22 protein-coding genes and 1 pseudogene are annotated in these 14977 nt (G+C 64.2%); 14 read left to right on the top strand and 9 right to left on the bottom strand.

Translation table 11 applies throughout. The annotated features are described in order from the left end of the window. The first annotated feature begins 262 nt into the window (after positions 1-262). The 4 genes from AOQ71_RS29405 (at position 263) to AOQ71_RS29390 (ending at position 2228) form a co-directional block, all read left to right on the top strand. Positions 263-646 (top strand): RidA family protein, encoded by a 384-nt coding sequence (locus AOQ71_RS29405; RefSeq protein ID WP_057754223.1) that lies wholly within the window; start codon positions 263-265, stop codon positions 644-646. Between the two features lie 145 nt (positions 647-791). After that, positions 792-1052: a hypothetical protein gene (locus AOQ71_RS46045; RefSeq protein ID WP_057754219.1), complete on the top strand. Its 261-nt coding sequence runs from the start codon at positions 792-794 to the stop codon at positions 1050-1052. A gap of 191 nt (positions 1053-1243) precedes the next feature. Beyond that, complete coding sequence (locus AOQ71_RS29395) at positions 1244-1498, top strand: hypothetical protein (RefSeq protein WP_057754216.1); 255 nt, start codon at positions 1244-1246, stop codon at positions 1496-1498. A 91-nt stretch (positions 1499-1589) separates the two neighbouring features. Continuing rightward, complete coding sequence (locus AOQ71_RS29390) at positions 1590-2228, top strand: hypothetical protein (RefSeq protein ID WP_057754213.1); 639 nt, start codon at positions 1590-1592, stop codon at positions 2226-2228. 6 nt (positions 2229-2234) lie between these two features. Here AOQ71_RS29390 and AOQ71_RS29385 read toward each other — a convergent pair whose 3' ends face one another. After that, on the bottom strand, positions 2235-2720 hold the full coding sequence (locus tag AOQ71_RS29385) for a molecular chaperone DnaJ (RefSeq protein ID WP_057754210.1): 486 nt from the start codon (positions 2718-2720) through the stop codon (positions 2235-2237). A gap of 111 nt (positions 2721-2831) precedes the next feature. Between AOQ71_RS29385 and AOQ71_RS29380 the strand changes: the two genes are divergently transcribed. The 3 genes from AOQ71_RS29380 (at position 2832) to AOQ71_RS29370 (ending at position 4849) form a co-directional block, all read left to right on the top strand. After that, a complete protein-coding gene (locus AOQ71_RS29380; RefSeq protein ID WP_057754208.1) occupies positions 2832-3599 on the top strand; it encodes an SDR family NAD(P)-dependent oxidoreductase in 768 nt (255 codons plus the stop codon). Between the two features lie 198 nt (positions 3600-3797). After that, the gene (locus AOQ71_RS29375; protein WP_057754205.1) at positions 3798-4046 is read left to right on the top strand and encodes a helix-turn-helix domain-containing protein; all 249 of its coding nucleotides are present in this window, start codon (positions 3798-3800) and stop codon (positions 4044-4046) included. Between the two features lie 284 nt (positions 4047-4330). Next, positions 4331-4849: a collagen-like protein gene (locus AOQ71_RS29370; protein ID WP_057754202.1), complete on the top strand. Its 519-nt coding sequence runs from the start codon at positions 4331-4333 to the stop codon at positions 4847-4849. A 102-nt stretch (positions 4850-4951) separates the two neighbouring features. Here the strand turns inward: AOQ71_RS29370 and AOQ71_RS29365 are convergent, their stop codons facing one another. Both AOQ71_RS29365 and AOQ71_RS29360 read right to left on the bottom strand, forming a co-directional pair. Next, positions 4952-5167, bottom strand: coding sequence for a hypothetical protein (locus AOQ71_RS29365; RefSeq protein WP_057754199.1), 216 nt, complete (start codon positions 5165-5167; stop codon positions 4952-4954). Between the two features lie 97 nt (positions 5168-5264). Further along, positions 5265-5531: a DUF2277 domain-containing protein gene (locus AOQ71_RS29360; protein ID WP_057754196.1), complete on the bottom strand. Its 267-nt coding sequence runs from the start codon at positions 5529-5531 to the stop codon at positions 5265-5267. 37 nt (positions 5532-5568) lie between these two features. Here AOQ71_RS29360 and AOQ71_RS48795 point away from each other — a divergent pair. The 3 genes and pseudogenes from AOQ71_RS48795 to AOQ71_RS29350 form a co-directional block, all read left to right on the top strand. Continuing rightward, positions 5569-5810: pseudogene (locus AOQ71_RS48795) on the top strand (hypothetical protein); the annotation flags it as partial. Positions 5811-5976: 166 nt separating this feature from the next. Continuing rightward, on the top strand, positions 5977-6321 hold the full coding sequence (locus AOQ71_RS29355; RefSeq protein WP_083514578.1) for a hypothetical protein: 345 nt from the start codon (positions 5977-5979) through the stop codon (positions 6319-6321). A gap of 76 nt (positions 6322-6397) precedes the next feature. Next, entirely contained in the window at positions 6398-7000 is a 603-nt protein-coding gene (locus tag AOQ71_RS29350; protein ID WP_057754446.1) for an MSMEG_1061 family FMN-dependent PPOX-type flavoprotein, read from the top strand. Positions 7001-7133: 133 nt separating this feature from the next. Here the strand turns inward: AOQ71_RS29350 and bfr are convergent, their stop codons facing one another. The 3 genes from bfr to AOQ71_RS29335 form a co-directional block, all read right to left on the bottom strand. Next, positions 7134-7622, bottom strand: a complete 489-nt coding sequence (gene bfr / locus AOQ71_RS29345) for a bacterioferritin (protein WP_011089420.1) — start codon at positions 7620-7622, stop codon at positions 7134-7136. A gap of 131 nt (positions 7623-7753) precedes the next feature. Beyond that, positions 7754-8026, bottom strand: a complete 273-nt coding sequence (locus AOQ71_RS29340; RefSeq protein ID WP_057754191.1) for a (2Fe-2S)-binding protein — start codon at positions 8024-8026, stop codon at positions 7754-7756. 167 nt (positions 8027-8193) lie between these two features. Continuing rightward, a complete protein-coding gene (locus AOQ71_RS29335; RefSeq protein WP_057754188.1) occupies positions 8194-8490 on the bottom strand; it encodes a hypothetical protein in 297 nt (98 codons plus the stop codon). A gap of 128 nt (positions 8491-8618) precedes the next feature. Between AOQ71_RS29335 and AOQ71_RS29330 the strand changes: the two genes are divergently transcribed. Together AOQ71_RS29330 and AOQ71_RS29325 are read left to right on the top strand one after the other, a co-directional pair. Further along, entirely contained in the window at positions 8619-8951 is a 333-nt protein-coding gene (locus AOQ71_RS29330) for a hypothetical protein (RefSeq protein WP_057754185.1), read from the top strand. Between the two features lie 238 nt (positions 8952-9189). Next, complete coding sequence (locus tag AOQ71_RS29325; RefSeq protein ID WP_057754182.1) at positions 9190-9474, top strand: hypothetical protein; 285 nt, start codon at positions 9190-9192, stop codon at positions 9472-9474. Between the two features lie 81 nt (positions 9475-9555). Here AOQ71_RS29325 and AOQ71_RS29320 read toward each other — a convergent pair whose 3' ends face one another. Together AOQ71_RS29320 and ettA are read right to left on the bottom strand one after the other, a co-directional pair. Further along, a complete protein-coding gene (locus tag AOQ71_RS29320) occupies positions 9556-10782 on the bottom strand; it encodes a lytic murein transglycosylase (protein ID WP_057754179.1) in 1227 nt (408 codons plus the stop codon). Between the two features lie 7 nt (positions 10783-10789). Next, entirely contained in the window at positions 10790-12439 is a 1650-nt protein-coding gene (gene ettA / locus AOQ71_RS29315; protein ID WP_057754174.1) for an energy-dependent translational throttle protein EttA, read from the bottom strand. A 232-nt stretch (positions 12440-12671) separates the two neighbouring features. On the opposite strand from ettA, the gene AOQ71_RS29310 reads away from it, so the two are divergent. Together AOQ71_RS29310 and AOQ71_RS29305 are read left to right on the top strand one after the other, a co-directional pair. After that, complete coding sequence (locus AOQ71_RS29310; protein WP_057754170.1) at positions 12672-12881, top strand: hypothetical protein; 210 nt, start codon at positions 12672-12674, stop codon at positions 12879-12881. A 145-nt stretch (positions 12882-13026) separates the two neighbouring features. Next, positions 13027-13989 carry a D-2-hydroxyacid dehydrogenase family protein gene (locus tag AOQ71_RS29305; protein ID WP_057754443.1) on the top strand — a complete coding sequence of 321 codons (963 nt, stop codon included), beginning with the start codon at positions 13027-13029 and terminating at the stop codon, positions 13987-13989. A 57-nt stretch (positions 13990-14046) separates the two neighbouring features. Here AOQ71_RS29305 and AOQ71_RS29300 read toward each other — a convergent pair. Beyond that, positions 14047-14977, bottom strand: a 931-nt coding sequence (locus AOQ71_RS29300) for a L,D-transpeptidase (RefSeq protein ID WP_245317243.1), incomplete at its 5' end; no start/stop codon positions are given.

Genomic DNA, 14977 nt, shown 5'->3' with positions numbered 1-14977 from the left:
CGGGTGGATGGATCCCGGGCTCTCACAGTCGGCGGGGGCACGCGGGGAGAGGAGATGCGAGCCGCCCGCCCCCGCACCCATCCCCATCATGCCATCCTGCCACTGTTTTGCCCGACGGGTCAACGCGCATTTCTCCCTTCCCGAATTTGCGTTTTGGCCGATCATTTCTACTGTGCATGGGGTTGTTTTCGCGTTTTGCGTTGGAGCCGGCCGCGCTTCCCGCTACGCTTCGCCCAACTTACCCGCACCCTCCGAGGCCCCCATGCCGATCCAGCATTTCGCGCCCCCGCCGCACGTCAAGGCGCCGCCGCTCTCCTTCGCGACCCGTGTCGGCGACCTCTTGTTCGTGTCAGGCATTCCCGGCTTCGATGCCCATGGCGCGCTGCCTGACGGCTTCGAGGCGCAGTTCACCAATGTCGTCGTCAACATCAAGCGCGTGCTGGACGAGGCCGGTGCCACGACGCGCGACCTCGTCAAGGTCAACGTGCTCCTGACCCGCCCCACTGATGTTGCCGCGATGAATGCGCTCTATGCCGGCGCGTTCGGCCCGCCGCCATTCCCTGCACGCACCACCTGCGTGGTGCAGGCGCTGCCCGATCCCAAAATGCTGATCGAGATCGAGGCGGTGGCGTCGCTGGCGAAGTGAGCGTGTGTGTCCTGCAGGGCACGCAGTCAAACCAAGTGGTCGCAACGGTCTGACATGTCCGTGAAAGCCGGCTCCCCGGCTTGCAAAGCAGCTGTTTTTACCGCACGAATTTTCGGTTCACCCGTCCAGACTGAGGAGATTTTCCATGCGTCGCGTTTTCGCCCTTTGTGCCGTTGCCGGCATCGCCAGCTCCGTCTTTGCCGCGCCCGCCTCCGCGAAGGTCGGCTATTACGTGATCCGCTGGGACAACACGGGCATCTGCCAGGTCTGGAACGAGGACCTGCACTACAAGCCGCTGCAGTGGGGCGTCTCGACCTACAAGGTCGTCAGCAAGCCGTTGCCGACCTTCGCCCAGGCTTCCGACCTCCAGATCAAGATGCGTGGCGAGCGCCGCTGCACGCTCTGAGCCATCAGGCGGGTCCCGATATCGAGGGCGGGTTGCGCAAGCAGCCCGCCCTTTCCTTTTGGGGGCTTTGAACCTGATCAGCACACGGCACTACTCACCTCTTGTCCGGGGCGCAGGCTGAGGAAGCGCCCCGCACTCCTCCCCGTCATTGTCGGGAGGCGCATCACATCTTTCAATTGAGGAGCTGATCCATGCATCGCCGTATTTCCATGCTCTGCGCTGCCGCCGGTCTCGCCGCCGCCGCTTTCGTCGCTGCGAGCCCCGCCGAAGCCGGCTATCATTTGATCCGCTGGCAGGACAGCGGCTTCTGCCAGATCTGGGACGAGAGCATTCCGACAACGCCGTGGCCCGCCGGCTATCATCGCGCCAGCACGACCGTTCCGACCTTCGTCGACGCACTCGCGATCAAGGACAGCGCGCTCAAGGCCGGTCACTGCCGCTGGTAAGTCCTCGATCGGCGGACGACAGGGCCGGGCAAGGATGCGACGCTAGCATCCTTGCCCGGTGGTTTTTTGCCTCCCGAACAGGAGCAGCTCGATGCGCGCACGGACCACGACGCTGGCGGCCCTCGCCGCTTCGCTCCTGCTTGCCGCTGCAGTGCAGGCGCAAGCCCCGCTATCCTTCCGCGTCATCTCGCCGATCTTCGGCCAGCTCGTCGCCTTCGCGATGCCGTCGCGTTTCGCGGCGGTGTTCGAGAACACCAGGGGCGGCCACTACATCCGCGAAGCCGTGCTGAAGGGTGAGACGCCCGAGCGCTGGACGCAGATGATCACGGTGACCGGCGAAAAGGGCATGACGCTGACGCCGGGGAGCTCGCCGGAGATGTTCGCGGGCACCATGGCCGGCGGCTTCAAATCGGCCTGCCCCGACAGCTTTGCGGCGCGGCCCTTGGGCGAGACCAGGTTCGGCCGCTTCGAGGGCTTTGTCGCGGTGATCGGCTGCGGCCGCATCGACAGCGGCCCGACGCGGCACAGCGAAACCACGCTGCTGATCACGCTGAAGGGCACGAGCGACTATTACACCATCCAATGGGCCGAGCGCGGCCCCGAAAGCGACGAGCCGCCGGTCAACGACATCAGCTGGCAAGCGCGCCTGCGCGACCTCAGTCCGATTGATCTCTGCCCGATCATGCCGGGCGAAGCTGCGCCCTATCCGAGCTGCCTCAACAAGAGCTGAGCGCTCTCAGGCGTCCTTGTGCGCGCCGGGATGAATCAAAACGTCGCGCGCGGCCGCGAGGTCGATGAAGGCCTGCGCGCTGCCGCCCTGGTCGGGATGCATGCCCTTGGCGGCGCGGCGATAGGCCTGGTTGATATCCTCGCAAGTGAGCTGCACCGCGAGCGGCAGGCCAAGCATCTTGCGCGCCCGATCCTCGCTGGACAGTTTCTTTGGCGCCGCGTTGCGACGGCCAAAGCGCGGCGCAGTCAGATCATGGACGACGTCGAGGATCACGCCAATGCGGCGGCGCGCGGCCAGCGTCACTCCGTGATCGTCATTGTCCGCGGCCTGGCGCAGCACGGGCAGCGCCTGTTCGGCGGCCTGGCGCAGCGTAGCATCCGTGCTCATCCTGATGATCTCGGCCACCAGCCGGCCCGCCTCGGCCCACTCCGCCGTGTCCGACGCCCGCAGGCGCTCGAGCGCCAGTTTCCAGGATTCAAGTCGTTCCATCATGCGCGCAACGTTTAGCAACGCGGACGAGTATGCCAAGGCTGCCGTTTCCGACCCCTTAATTTCGGGTTAGCCTTTCATGAAACTTAGAAGCGAATCCGGGAGGAAATTGCCATGGCATTGCTCGCAAACCACATCGCTGTCGTCACGGGCGCCGGATCCGGCATCGGCCGGGCGATTGCCGCCGGCTATGCCCGCGAAGGCGCGCAAGTGGTGCTGCTCGACGTCAACGCCGCCACGGTCGCGGAGGCCGCCGAGGAGATCCGCAAGGCCGGCGGCAAGGCTACGAGCTTCGCGCTCGACGTGACCAGGCGTGACGACTGTTTCGCACTGGCCAAGCAGGTCGCCGATAAGGTCGGGCAGGTCTCGATCCTCGTCAACAATGCCGGCATCACCCGCCGCAATGCCTTTACCGCCGAGACTGAAGCGGTGGCGAAGGACTGGAACGACATCATCTCGCTCAACCTCAACGGCGTTTTCAACATCACGCAGGCGTTCCTCGGCCCCCTGCGCGCAACCAAGGGGCGTATCGTCAATATCGCCTCGATCCAATCCTTCGTGCATCTGCGCACGCCGAGTTCGGCGGCCTACACCACTTCGAAGCATGGCGTGCTCGGCTTCACCAAGGCGCTCGCGGTCGAGCTCGGCAGGGAGGGCGTGCGCGTCAACGCGATCGGGCCGGGCTTCATCGAGACCAACCTCAACGCCCATGTGCGCGCCACCAATCCGGCATTGGTGCAGGCCTTCGTCGACCACACCCCGCTCGCGCGCACCGGCAAGCCCGAGGACATCGTCGGTCCCGCGATCTTCCTCGCGTCAGACCTGTCGTCCTTCGTCACAGGATCGATCGTGATGGTCGACGGCGGATATCGCACGGTGTGAGCGAGATCGGTCCGCATCGCTATGCATCTTATGCCAATCGCGGCAACGCGGCGGCATTCCCAAGGTCAATTCGTAGCGATCGCCTGGAATTAACCTTTCATTAACCAAAGCCGCCCACCGTAGATCTACGGATTAGGAGTCGTTGTTCTCGATCCGCTTCCAACGATGGAAGCGGGCGTTGATCGGGGGAGTGTATTGATGACCACTGTTCATGTCGCGGCGCCCGAGCAGGGCACGCAATTGCTTGCACCCAATGAGATCGTTCCACTGTTGATCGGCGCGACCGTCGGCGAGGTCGAACGCGAGCTGGTACTGCAGACGCTCGCGCGCTGCGACGGCAACCGCACGCGTGCCTCGCGCGTGCTCGGCCTGTCGGTGCGCACGCTGCGCAACAAGATCAGGATCTATGCGGCCTCCGGCATCGAGGTGCCGGCCTATCACGACTAGCGCGTGACGGCGCCGAGGAGCGTCCGGTACAGCTTCGTGCCGGCAAGCAGTGACGTCGTGATGATCGCGATCCAGGCCGCGGTCAATTGCGCACAACGCGAAGGCCGTCAGTATCGCCCATGACGGCTGCGGCTCCTCGGCGTAGCCGACCGGGACGACGTCGGGGCACGATGCCGTCTTGCAGCGCCGATTGATGTTGATCAAGCCCGCCACGACGCCCGGCCGGAATTGCTGCTGCCGTCAAACGCCGCTAATTAGCAAGCGTGCCAAGAGGGAGCAGCGGCGTGGCAGACGATCAGGGACGGCCGGGACCGCAGGGTCCGCGCGGACGGCAGGGCGAACCGGGACGGCCGGGGCCGCAGGGTCATCCGGGCAAGCGCGGCCCGGACGGCGCGCGCGGCAAGCCGGGACCACAAGGCAAGCCTGGACCGACCGGAAAGGCTGGACCGCAGGGCAAGCCTGGCTTGCCAGGCAAGGCAGGCGAGGTCGGTCCGCGGGGTGCCGCAGGACCCCAGGGCCCCGCAGGACCTCAGGGCCCCGCAGGACCTCAGGGCCCAGTCGGTCCGCAGGGCCCGCCCGGCCAGTTGCCATCGATCGAGCAAGTGCTGCCGTGGCTCGATCAGCTGTTCGACGCCTGGGACGAGCGCCGCCGCCAGCGCGAGCAGGAAGCCGCCGAGCGCACCGCCCTCGAAGCTGCAGTGCGCGAGGTTGAAGGTGCGTCCTCGGATAACGATAGCGACGAGGACGAAGGCGACGGGCCCAAGAAAAAGAAGAAAAAGAAGAAGCACGGCCAGAAGGGCTAAAGCATGATCCGGAAAAATGCGAAGCGGTTTTCCGAAAAGATCATGCTCAAACCACGAGCTAAAGCGCGATGATCCATCCTAATCTCATCGCGCTTTGCGCCGTTACTTCGCCTGGTTGTCACGTCGCGGCACCATGCCCATGCGCTCGAACTGCCAGCGCATGGCGCGGTACCAGAGATAGCCGACAGCCGCGCCGCAAACCGCCAGGATCACCACGTTCGCGCTCGAGAACGAGCCGCTCCACCACATCATCCACGCTGTCCACAACAGCGTGAATATGATGGCACCTGCTTTCAGCGGAAGAAGGGGACGGCTCATGGTTCCTGCTCCGGGTTGTCAGAACCCCGGCAGACATCATCGCGCGTCACGGCCAACGCCACCGTGAGGCAGGTCACGGTGGGACTTTGCGTAACGTCTAGCCGAAGCGCAGACGCGAACGCTCCTTCGCCTTCTCCGCCTCGACCTCTCGGTCGCGCGCCGGCGCGTGGGTATGCAGCGAGGTCAGTAGTTTTCGCGCAGCCTCTGAAACCTCCGCCACCGCCCGGTCGAAGGCCGCCTCATTGGCCTGTGAGGGCTTGTTGAAGCCGGAGAGCTTTCGCACGAACTGAAGCGCGCTGGCATGGATCTCCTCCTCCGTCGCCGGCGGCTCAAAATTGAACAGGGTCTTGATGTTGCGACACATGCAGTCTCTCCCGGTGATGTCCTCATAAGACGGTCGGCTCGATGCGTCCAAATATTACATCATCCTTCCAGATGCGATCGGCCACGGCAAATCGTCGAAGCCCTCCGATGGCATGAAGACGAGCCGACCGAGATGGCGTCGCGCAACTGGATGCTGCGGCGGATCATGCTCGACACCATCAGGAGCGATCCCGACTACAACAGCGGTAACTATACCGGCCAGCCACGGATGATGAAGTATGCGATCACCGCCCATGGCATCGCCAGCATCGGTGGCACGAACCGCACCGCAGCGTACGATGTAGACATCTTCCAGCGATCTCGATATCGCAACGCATCATGTGCGGCGCCCCCACGCCGCATATTATTTGAGCATGCAATGAGCCGACGGCTCGGGCTTAATCGCGTCAACGATACGAATCGACAACGCGATGAGGAGGATTTGCATGCACAGGCTTGCGCTGTGCGTTTGGCTGGCCGCGATGACGGGCACCGCGCTCGCGTTCGACAATGGCCAGTACGATAGCGTTCCACCCGACATCCGTGCGTGGTTCAAGAGCGTAATCGCGCCGAACGGCGTGCCCTGCTGCGACATCTCCGATGGCCACCGCACGGACTACGACGTGCGCAAAGGTGCGTACTGGGTGCCGATCGAGGGACAGTGGATGGAGGTGCCTGAGCGCGCCATCATCCGCGATCGCGGCAATCCGGTCGGTCAAGCCGTGGTGTGGTACGTCCACCACCGCGGCGCAGTCATCATCAGCTGCTTCGTGCCTGCCGACGCCGTCTGACGTCTCAAGCGGGAATTCATTGGCGGACGTAGCCCGATCGGGTAGTTTGACGCCGAGCTCATCCGGAGGCACGCCGGTGACTGACCTTTGCGCCGAAGACCTCGCCACCATCTATGCGAAGCCAACCCCGCGCGTGATCGCCAAGGCGCGTCCCGCGATCGATGCGCATGCGAGGAAGTTCATCGAGATGTCGCCGTTCTGCGTGCTCGCGACATCGGGCATCGATGGCAGCGTCGATGCCTCACCGCGCGGTGGCGGCGTCGGCTTTGTCCATGTCGCCGGCCCAAACCAGTTGCTGATGCCCGACCGCGCCGGCAATAACCGCATCGACAGTTTTCGCAATGTCGTTGAAGGCTCGGGGTTCGTGCATTTGCTGTTCTTCGTCCCTGGGATTGACGAAACGCTGCGCGTTGGCGGGCGCGGAACACTCTCGGCCGATCCGGATCTGCTCGCCGCGATGGTGGAGTTCGGCAAGCCGCCGCGCGCGGTGCTGAGCGTCGCCGTCAACGAAGTCTACTTCCACTGCGGCAAGGCTCTGATGCGCTCTAAGCTGTGGTCGACGGAGAAGGTGCCGCGCTCAGTGATGCCCAGCATCAGCCAGGTCATCCACGATCAGACCAGCCTCGGCGAGCCCGAAAGCCAGGAGATCGTGGAGGAGCGCTACAAGGCGCAGCTGTAACGGGATGTTCGCGGCTCGAACAGACCGTCATGCCCGGGCTCGTCCCGGGCATCCACGTTCTTCCTCCCGCGTCGCAAGACCTGGATGGNATGGCCGGGTCAAGCCCGGCCATGACGAAAGGAGAGAGCGAGGCTCAGTGCCCCTCGCCCTCGAGCCCGCCGACGTGCTTCTGGGTGTAGAGCTCGAGGCCGATGCGGCCGATCAAGTCGAGCTGGGTTTCGAGGAAGTCGATGTGGTGCTCCTCGTCGCTCATCAGCTTCTCGAACAGGTCGCGCGTGACGTAGTCCTTGACGCCGTGGCAGTAAGTCGCCGCTTCCTGGTAGAGCGCACGCGCGCTCATCTCGGCGGCAAGATCGCACTCGATGATCTCCTTGACGTTCTGGCCGATGCGGAGCGGATCCAGCACCTGCATGTTCGGGAAGCCGTCGAAGAACAGGATGCGCGCAGTGAGCTTGTCAGCGTGCTCCATCTCCTCGATGGACTCCTTGCGCCAGACCTTGGCCATGTCGAGGAGGCCCCAATTGTCGAGGAAGCGGTAGTGCAGCCAGTACTGGTTGATCGCAGTCAGTTCGTGACGCAGCGCCTTGTTGAGATAGTCGATAACTTTTGCGTCGCCTTGCATGGTCCACTCCAGCTCCTGCAGTCCAAATCGGTTCCATCCGATTTAGAACGCTTCTAAATGAGATTAAATACAAGGGCAACTGACTGCCGGGACGCAGCCGGGGAAAAGCTCAGCCGGCGTCGCGGAAATTTTCAGCAGGCCGCGAGGGCGAACTGGGCGGGTTCGGCGAACTCGTCGTTCGCAGCCACCGTGTGGCTGTGCGGGCAACCGGCGCAGCAGGACTGCGCACACGGGCCGAGCGCTTCGTCGATGATCGTCTTGATGGTTCGGGCGCAGCGACCGCATTCGGCGCTACAGCCGAGGCATCCATAGACCTGCTTGGCATGGCGCACAGCATCGTCGGACTCGGCGACGGCGGCGCGGATATCGTCATCGCTCAGCACGTTACAGGAACAAACGATCATGGAAGCGGTAGGCCCCTTCGGTGATGCACCATCATCGATATTTAAGGGGCCGGCCGGAGGCAAAAGGAAAAACCGGTATTTCAAGCTATTCCAAACTGGCCCGGATAAAGCCTAGAACGGCTCTAAATTAGGGAGTTGCGCTGGATCAAAAGGATGCCGGACCGGGCTCAATCGCTGCTCCCGCCGCCTCCACCATCACCACCGCCGCCACAATCTCCACCGCTGCCGGCGCTATCACTGGCGGAGCAGCTGCCGCTGTCGGTCGAGCTTCCGGAACTGTCGCTGGAGAACCAGCTTCCCAACGAGAAGCTGTCATTCGTCGTATCCGAATGGCTGTCGGCGCCGCCATCGCCGCCTGCTCTGGTGCGCGTCCGAGGGGCGCGGTTCTGCAGGTGGGTCATCAGGGCATAACCCACCACGCCCACGGCGCCGAAGGCGATCAGGGCATTGGTCAGGGCATTCATCGTCGTCTCCTGGAAGCCTCTGTCTCAACCATTGGTCGCACCCGTCCATTGCGCCGTTCATTGATCATTCAAGCGAAATATGGAACTTTGGCCGCAAGAGTTATGCGTTCCTGTGAAAGGTCGAGCCGATGAAGAAGACGCTATTGGCAATCGCTGCCGCCGCCACCCTGGTCCTGACAACGGGAGCGCCTGCCCACGCGCAGCGAGGTGTCGCAGCGGGCGTCGCCGCCGGCATCATCGGTGGTGCCATCGTCGGTGGCGCGCTGGCGTCTCCGTATTATTACGGACCCGGCCCCGGTTACGCCTATGGCCCAGGCTACGGCTACTATCCGCCCCGCTATTACGCGCCGGGTCCCGGCTACGTGGCCGACGACTATTACGGCGATGGTTGCGTGTGGCAGAAGCAGCGCTTCTGGGACGGCTACGCCTGGCGCGTTCGCCGCGTCCGAGTCTGTGGCTGAGCGCGTTAGACCGGATCGCTCGAGCCGTTCTCGTTGGGCCGGTTCACTACGGATGCGCCGTTCATCTCAAAGCCTGAAAAAGACCGCTTTTTCTCGTCACAGCTCCGTGTGCGTTTACCGTGGATTGACCAATTGCGCGCTTTCTAGCTGCAAGGCCAATTCCATTAGAGTGTGCGTGAACCTTTGAACCCTGGACGCTCCTAACAAGGGACGTCCTTCTCCCAGGAGAGCCAAGAGCATGAAGAAGACTATTGTTGCCGCCCTCACGGTTGCGACGATCGCCGGTTCGCTGGTGACCGCCACTCCGTCCGCCAAAGCCGGTGACAACATCGGCGCCGGCATCGCGGCCGGCCTGATCGGCGGCGCCATTGTCGGCGGCGCGATCGCATCGAGTCGTCCGGCCTATGGTGGCCCGGTTTACGTCGCCGAGCCCGCTCCGCCCCCGCCGCCCTGCTACTGGCAGCGGCAGCGCTATTGGGACGGTTACGGCTGGGTCATTCGCCCGGTTCGCGTCTGCTACTGATCCGATCGCACGGCGCTGACCAGGCGCTGCGATCGAAGCCCGGCCGAGACCATCGGCCGGGCTCTTTCTTTGGGAAGGCCGCTAGCGCGCGGCCTCGATCGAGCGCAGCACCTCTTCGCTCGGCCAGCAATCAACCTTGAGCCCCGCCGATTTCTGATAAGCGCCGAGCGCGGCGCGCGTCTGCATGCCGGCCTTGCCGTCGATCTTGTCCTTGTACAATCCGATGCGGGTGAGCTCGCGCTGCATCGCCTCCACATCCTTCGTACGCAGCTGCTTCGATGCCGACCATGGCGTCGCAAACGGCAGCGGGCTGGTCATGCGGTCGCTGAGATGACCGACGAACAGCACGTAAAGGTCGGAAAAATTGTATTCCTTGATGACGTAGTAATTCTTCGTGGTCAGGAATGCCGGACCATAGATGCCCTCCGGCTGAAGCAGTGAGGCCGGCTGGGCCTGCTCTGCGGCACTCAGCTTCTGCCCGCGCACCGGCACGAAGCCTTCACGCAACCACTGACCGATCGGCTTGGTCACCTCGGGCACGCCAATGGTGCAGTCGACCTTGGCAGGTGCCTGCACTTCATAGGCCCAGCGCACGCCACTCTGCCATCCCTTGTTGACGAGCTGCTGCGCAGCCGAGGCGAGCGCATCCGGCACCGAGTGCCAGATGTCGATGCGACCATCGCCGTCGAAATCGACGCCATGCTTGTAATATTCGGACGGCAGGAATTGCGTGAGCCCTGTGGCACCCGCCCATGATGAGGTCATGTCCTTGCGCGTCACCACGCCCTCGCCGAGGATCTTCAGCGCGAGGATGAACTCGTTGCGATAGGTGTCCTTGCGCCGGCCGACATAGGCCTGCGTTGCCAGCACGCGGACGAGATCGTAGGGCAGTTTATAGCGACCATAGTCGGTTTCACGTCCCCAGATCGCGAGCATGACGGTCGCAGGGACGCCGGAGCTCTTCTCGATCTTCGTCAGCGCGACATTGTATTTTTGCAGCAGCCGCTGTCCCTCGCCCGCGAGATTCGCAATCGAGGCTTCCCGGACGTAATCGGCCGGCACCTGCACGAACTCGGCCTGCGACGGCGCACCGGTCGCGGGCCGCCCCGGCAGAATCAGATCAGGCAGCTTGTAGTCAGGCTCGAGCCCGCGCGTCTCCCGGTCGAACGTCGCGCGCGAGACGCCGGCCTCTTGCGCTTCCGGCCAGAGCGAGGCGATGAACTGCGTAAAGGCAGCATCGGCAGCATGGGCGGACGGCCATCCGCCGGCGATGACGATCGCCGCAGCGATGAGCGCCCGCCGCATCATCACACCATCACCGCGTCAGCTTCTTGTACTTCACGCGGTGCGGGATGATGCTGTCCTGGCCGAGCCGGCGCATCTTGTCCTTCTCGTAATCCTGGAAGTTGCCTTCAAACCATTCGACATGACTGTCGCCTTCGAAGGCCAGGATGTGGGTCGCGATGCGGTCGAGGAACCAGCGATCGTGGCTGATGATGACGGCGCAGCCGGCGAAATCCTCCAGCGCCTCTTCGAGCGCGCGGAGCGTGTCGACGTCGAGGTCGTTGGTCGGTTCGTCGAGCAGCAGCACGTTGGCGCCGGACTTCAGCATCTTTGCCAGATGCACGCGGTTGCGTTCACCGCCGGAGAGCGCACCGACCTTCTTCTGCTGGTCGGCACCCTTGAAGTTGAAGGAGGAGCAATAGCCGCGCGAATTCACTTCCTTCTTGCCGAGCAGGATCAGCTCGTTGCCGCCGGAGATTTCCTCCCACACGGTCTTCTTGCCGTCGAGCGCATCGCGTGACTGGTCGACATAGCCGAGATGCACGGTCTCGCCGATCGTGATCGTGCCCTTGTCGGGCTTGTCCTGCCCCGTGATCATCCTGAACAGCGTGGTCTTGCCGGCGCCGTTGGGACCGATGACACCGACGATGCCGCCGGGCGGCAGCTTGAAGGTGAGATCGTCGATCAGCAGGCGATCGCCGAAGCCTTTGCTGAGGCCTTCGAAATCGACCACGTTGGCACCGAGCCGCTCGGCCACGGGAATGATGATCTGCGCGGTCTGGGTCTGCTTCTCGCTTGCCTGCTTGAGCAGTTCCTCATAGCGCTGGTAGCGCGCCTTCGACTTGGCCTGGCGTGCCTTGGGCGACGAGGCGACCCATTCCTGCTCGCGGGCGAGCGTCTTCTGGTGCGCGGCGTCCTCGCGGCCTTCCTGCTCGAGACGCTTCTGCTTCTGCACCAGCCAGGACGAATAATTGCCCTCGTAGGGGATGCCGCGGCCGCGATCGAGCTCGAGGATCCACCCCGTAACGTTGTCAAGGAAGTAGCGATCGTGGGTGACGATCAGGATGGCGCCGGGATAGTTGCGAAGATGACCTTCCAGCCACGACACGGATTCGGCGTCGAGATGGTTGGTCGGTTCGTCCAGCAGAAGGAGGTCGGGCTGGTCGAGCAGAAGACGGCACAGCGCGACACGGCGGCGCTCGCCGCCGGAGAGCTTCGTCACGTCGGCATCATCAGGCGGGCAGCGCAGCGCGTCCATGGCCTGGTCGACCTTGCTGTCGAGATCCCAGAGGCCCTGGGCCTCGATCTCGTCCTGCAGCTTGGTCATCTCGTCGGCGGTCTCGTCCGAATAATTGACGGCGAGCTCGTTGTAGCGGTCGAGAATCGCCTTCTGCTTGGCGACGCCCTGCATGACGTTCTCGCGGACGGAAAGCGCGGGATCCAGGTGCGGTTCCTGTTCGAGATAGCCGACGCGGGCGCCCTCGGCGACCCAGGCCTCGCCGGTATATTCCTTGTCGAGGCCAGCCATGATCTTGAGCAGGGTCGACTTACCAGAGCCGTTGACGCCGAGAACGCCGATCTTGGCGTCCGGGTAAAAGCTGAGATGGATGTTGTCGAGCACCTTCCGGGTCGGGTAGCTCTTGGTCAGGCCTTGCATGAAATAGATGAACTGGCGCGCCATCGGTCCCGTGAAACCTTCAATTTGAGGAGATTTGCCAGCCGCCGATGTAGCGATCCCGCCCCCAAAGGGCAATGTTTTCCCTCCGTTCACCACGGATGAATACTGGCCGGACACCATCCGGCCACCGATCCGGACAATTGAAACCATCTTTTAATCAATCAGGCCAAAGCTCGGTTCGCGCGGCAACAGCGCCACCCGCTCAGAATGAACGGGAGCACAGCGAGGCCCCATCATGGCTCTGATTGAGACCCATTCCCTTCCCGTTCCGGCGGAAGCCGGTCGCGGCAACGCGCTCGTGTCCGAGATCAAGGGTTTCTGGAAGCGCTTCTTCGCCACCGCCTTCAATCCCTACCGGCCCGAACTGCACTATATGCGCGGCCCCGGCCCCGCCTGGCGCGCCAAGCACGGCATGGATGCACCGATCCGGTTGAAGCCGCGCTGAAGCGCCCCGTCCCTGTCGGATTTTTGAAGTCCCGGACTGCTTGCGCGCGAGGCTGATTGCGCGCAACCATGGCCCCGTTCCGACAATGGCGCCCCGCCCGGCGCTGTCACCTCTCGCCGTCAACTCTGGCCTTGGATCGACGCTGATGACGCGGCTGCGCTGTGCAATCCTCGACGACTATTTCAACCTCGCCCTCGACGTCGCCGACTGGTCGAAACTCTCCGACCGGATCGACACCACCGTGTTCAGCCATCCCTTCACCTCGGAGCAGGCTGCGGCCAGCGCGCTCGCCGATTTCGAGATCATCTGCGCGATGCGCGAGCGCACGGCGTTCCCCAGGAGCCTGTTCGACAAGCTGCCGAAGCTGAAGCTGCTGCTCACGTCGGGCATGCGCAACGCGGCGATCGACATGGAGGCGGCGAAGGCCAGGGGCGTCGTGATCGGCGGCACGCAATATTCGCGTGATCCAACTGCGCCGCTGACCATGGGCCTCATCCTGGAGCTGACCCGCGGCATCGGCCGCGAGAATGCGCGCATGCATGCCGGCGAGCCCTGGCAGACCTTTGCCGGTGTCGAGATCGAAGGCCTGACGCTCGGCATCGTCGGCCTCGGCAAGCTCGGTAGCAAGATGGCCGGCATCGCCAAGGCATTCGGCATGAACGTGATCGCCTGGAGCCCGAACCTCACGCCGGAGAAGTGCGCCGGCGCCGGCGTCGGCTACGCCACCAAGGAGGAGCTGTTCGCGAAGGCCGACATCGTCACCATCCATGTGGTGCTGAGCGAGCGCTCGCGCGGCCTCGTCAGCCGCGAGGATCTTGCGCGGATGAAGCCGACCGCGTTCCTCGTCAACACCGCGCGCGGGCCCATTGTCGATGAGGCCGCGCTGCTGGAGGCCTTGCAGCAGCGCAGCATCGCGGGCGCTGGCCTCGACGTATTCTCGGTCGAGCCGCTGCCGGTCGACCATCCGTTCCGCAAGCTCGACAATGTCGTGCTGACGCCGCATCTCGGCTACGCCACCAAGGACGGCTTGCGCATCCACTACGGCCAGATGGTCGAGGCGATCGAGGCCTTCACCAAGGGTAGTGAGCTGCCTCGCAAGCTCGCCTGAAATGACGAAGGGCGTGCCGATGACACGCCCTTTTGCAATCTGAATTCGTGAAGCGCTTTAGCGCACGGTGACCGGGGCGGGCAGCGGCGGCACGACGGTCGGCTGCGTGCCCGGCACAGGGCCTGCCTGGGCGGCCATTGGAGCCGGACCGGGTGCAGGCGCGGCCGATGCGGTCGTCGTACCAGCCGGCGGATTGCCAGGCATCACCACGACGCGGGTGCCGACCTTGGCACGGTCGAACAGGTCCGAGACGTCTTCGTTCAGCATGCCGATACAGCCTGACGAGACGAACTTGCCGATCGTCGAGGGCTGGTTGGTGCCGTGGATGCGGTACACGGTCGAGCCGAGATACATCGCGCGGGCACCCAGCGGATTGCCTTCGCCACCGGCCATGAAGCGCGGCAGATAGGGCTGGCGCTCGATCATTTCCGCCGGGGGGTGCCAATCCGGCCACTCGGCCTTGCGGGTGATCTTCTGCACGCCGGTCCAGGTGAAACCGTCGCGGCCGACGCGGACGCCGTAGCGAATCGCACGGCCATTGCCGAGGACGTAATAGAGGTAGGTGTTCGGGGTATCGACCACGATGGTGCCGGCCGGCTCCTTGGTCTGGAACGCGACTTCCTGGCGGCGCAGGTTCGGCGGCAGTTGCACGGGGGCAGCGTCGGGCTGCTCTTCGGGCGGCAGCGCGGCGACCGACGTCGGCCGGCCATCGGCGCCCTGCTGTGGGACCGCGCCGGTCGCGGCGGGGCCACCGATAGCTTCGGGCGGACGCATGCCATCGCTGGCTGGCGCCTGCCCCGGACGGTCGGCATAGATCACCGCGGGCGGAGCGGCAGGGCGGCCATAACGGGGATCGTCGGGCGACATGACCGGCCCCTGCGGCGGTGCGGCGGAATAGACCGGCGGAGCGCCAGCCGGGCGGCCATAACGCGGGTCATCCGGCGACATCACCGGGCCCTGCGGCGGAGCCGCGGAATAGACCGGCGGG

Source organism: Bradyrhizobium manausense (assembly GCF_001440035.1).
GTDB lineage: Bacteria > Pseudomonadota > Alphaproteobacteria > Rhizobiales > Xanthobacteraceae > Bradyrhizobium > Bradyrhizobium manausense.
The sequence above is the reverse complement of the archived record's forward strand: the minus strand, read 5'-3'. Positions and strand labels throughout refer to the sequence as shown.

Coding starts and splice junctions, on each gene's coding strand:
- AOQ71_RS29405 (WP_057754223.1), top strand. CDS start 263: ATGCCGATCCAGCATTTCGCGCCCCCGCCGCACGTCAAGGCGCCGCCG.
- AOQ71_RS46045 (WP_057754219.1), top strand. CDS start 792: ATGCGTCGCGTTTTCGCCCTTTGTGCCGTTGCCGGCATCGCCAGCTCC.
- AOQ71_RS29395 (WP_057754216.1), top strand. CDS start 1,244: ATGCATCGCCGTATTTCCATGCTCTGCGCTGCCGCCGGTCTCGCCGCC.
- AOQ71_RS29390 (WP_057754213.1), top strand. CDS start 1,590: ATGCGCGCACGGACCACGACGCTGGCGGCCCTCGCCGCTTCGCTCCTG.
- AOQ71_RS29385 (WP_057754210.1), bottom strand. CDS start 2,720: ATGATGGAACGACTTGAATCCTGGAAACTGGCGCTCGAGCGCCTGCGG.
- AOQ71_RS29380 (WP_057754208.1), top strand. CDS start 2,832: ATGGCATTGCTCGCAAACCACATCGCTGTCGTCACGGGCGCCGGATCC.
- AOQ71_RS29375 (WP_057754205.1), top strand. CDS start 3,798: ATGACCACTGTTCATGTCGCGGCGCCCGAGCAGGGCACGCAATTGCTT.
- AOQ71_RS29365 (WP_057754199.1), bottom strand. CDS start 5,167: ATGAGCCGTCCCCTTCTTCCGCTGAAAGCAGGTGCCATCATATTCACG.
- AOQ71_RS29360 (WP_057754196.1), bottom strand. CDS start 5,531: ATGTGTCGCAACATCAAGACCCTGTTCAATTTTGAGCCGCCGGCGACG.
- AOQ71_RS29355 (WP_083514578.1), top strand. CDS start 5,977: ATGCACAGGCTTGCGCTGTGCGTTTGGCTGGCCGCGATGACGGGCACC.
- bfr (WP_011089420.1), bottom strand. CDS start 7,622: ATGCAAGGCGACGCAAAAGTTATCGACTATCTCAACAAGGCGCTGCGT.
- AOQ71_RS29340 (WP_057754191.1), bottom strand. CDS start 8,026: ATGATCGTTTGTTCCTGTAACGTGCTGAGCGATGACGATATCCGCGCC.
- AOQ71_RS29335 (WP_057754188.1), bottom strand. CDS start 8,490: ATGAATGCCCTGACCAATGCCCTGATCGCCTTCGGCGCCGTGGGCGTG.
- AOQ71_RS29330 (WP_057754185.1), top strand. CDS start 8,619: ATGAAGAAGACGCTATTGGCAATCGCTGCCGCCGCCACCCTGGTCCTG.
- AOQ71_RS29325 (WP_057754182.1), top strand. CDS start 9,190: ATGAAGAAGACTATTGTTGCCGCCCTCACGGTTGCGACGATCGCCGGT.
- AOQ71_RS29320 (WP_057754179.1), bottom strand. CDS start 10,782: ATGATGCGGCGGGCGCTCATCGCTGCGGCGATCGTCATCGCCGGCGGA.
- ettA (WP_057754174.1), bottom strand. CDS start 12,439: ATGGCGCGCCAGTTCATCTATTTCATGCAAGGCCTGACCAAGAGCTAC.
- AOQ71_RS29310 (WP_057754170.1), top strand. CDS start 12,672: ATGGCTCTGATTGAGACCCATTCCCTTCCCGTTCCGGCGGAAGCCGGT.
- AOQ71_RS29305 (WP_057754443.1), top strand. CDS start 13,027: ATGACGCGGCTGCGCTGTGCAATCCTCGACGACTATTTCAACCTCGCC.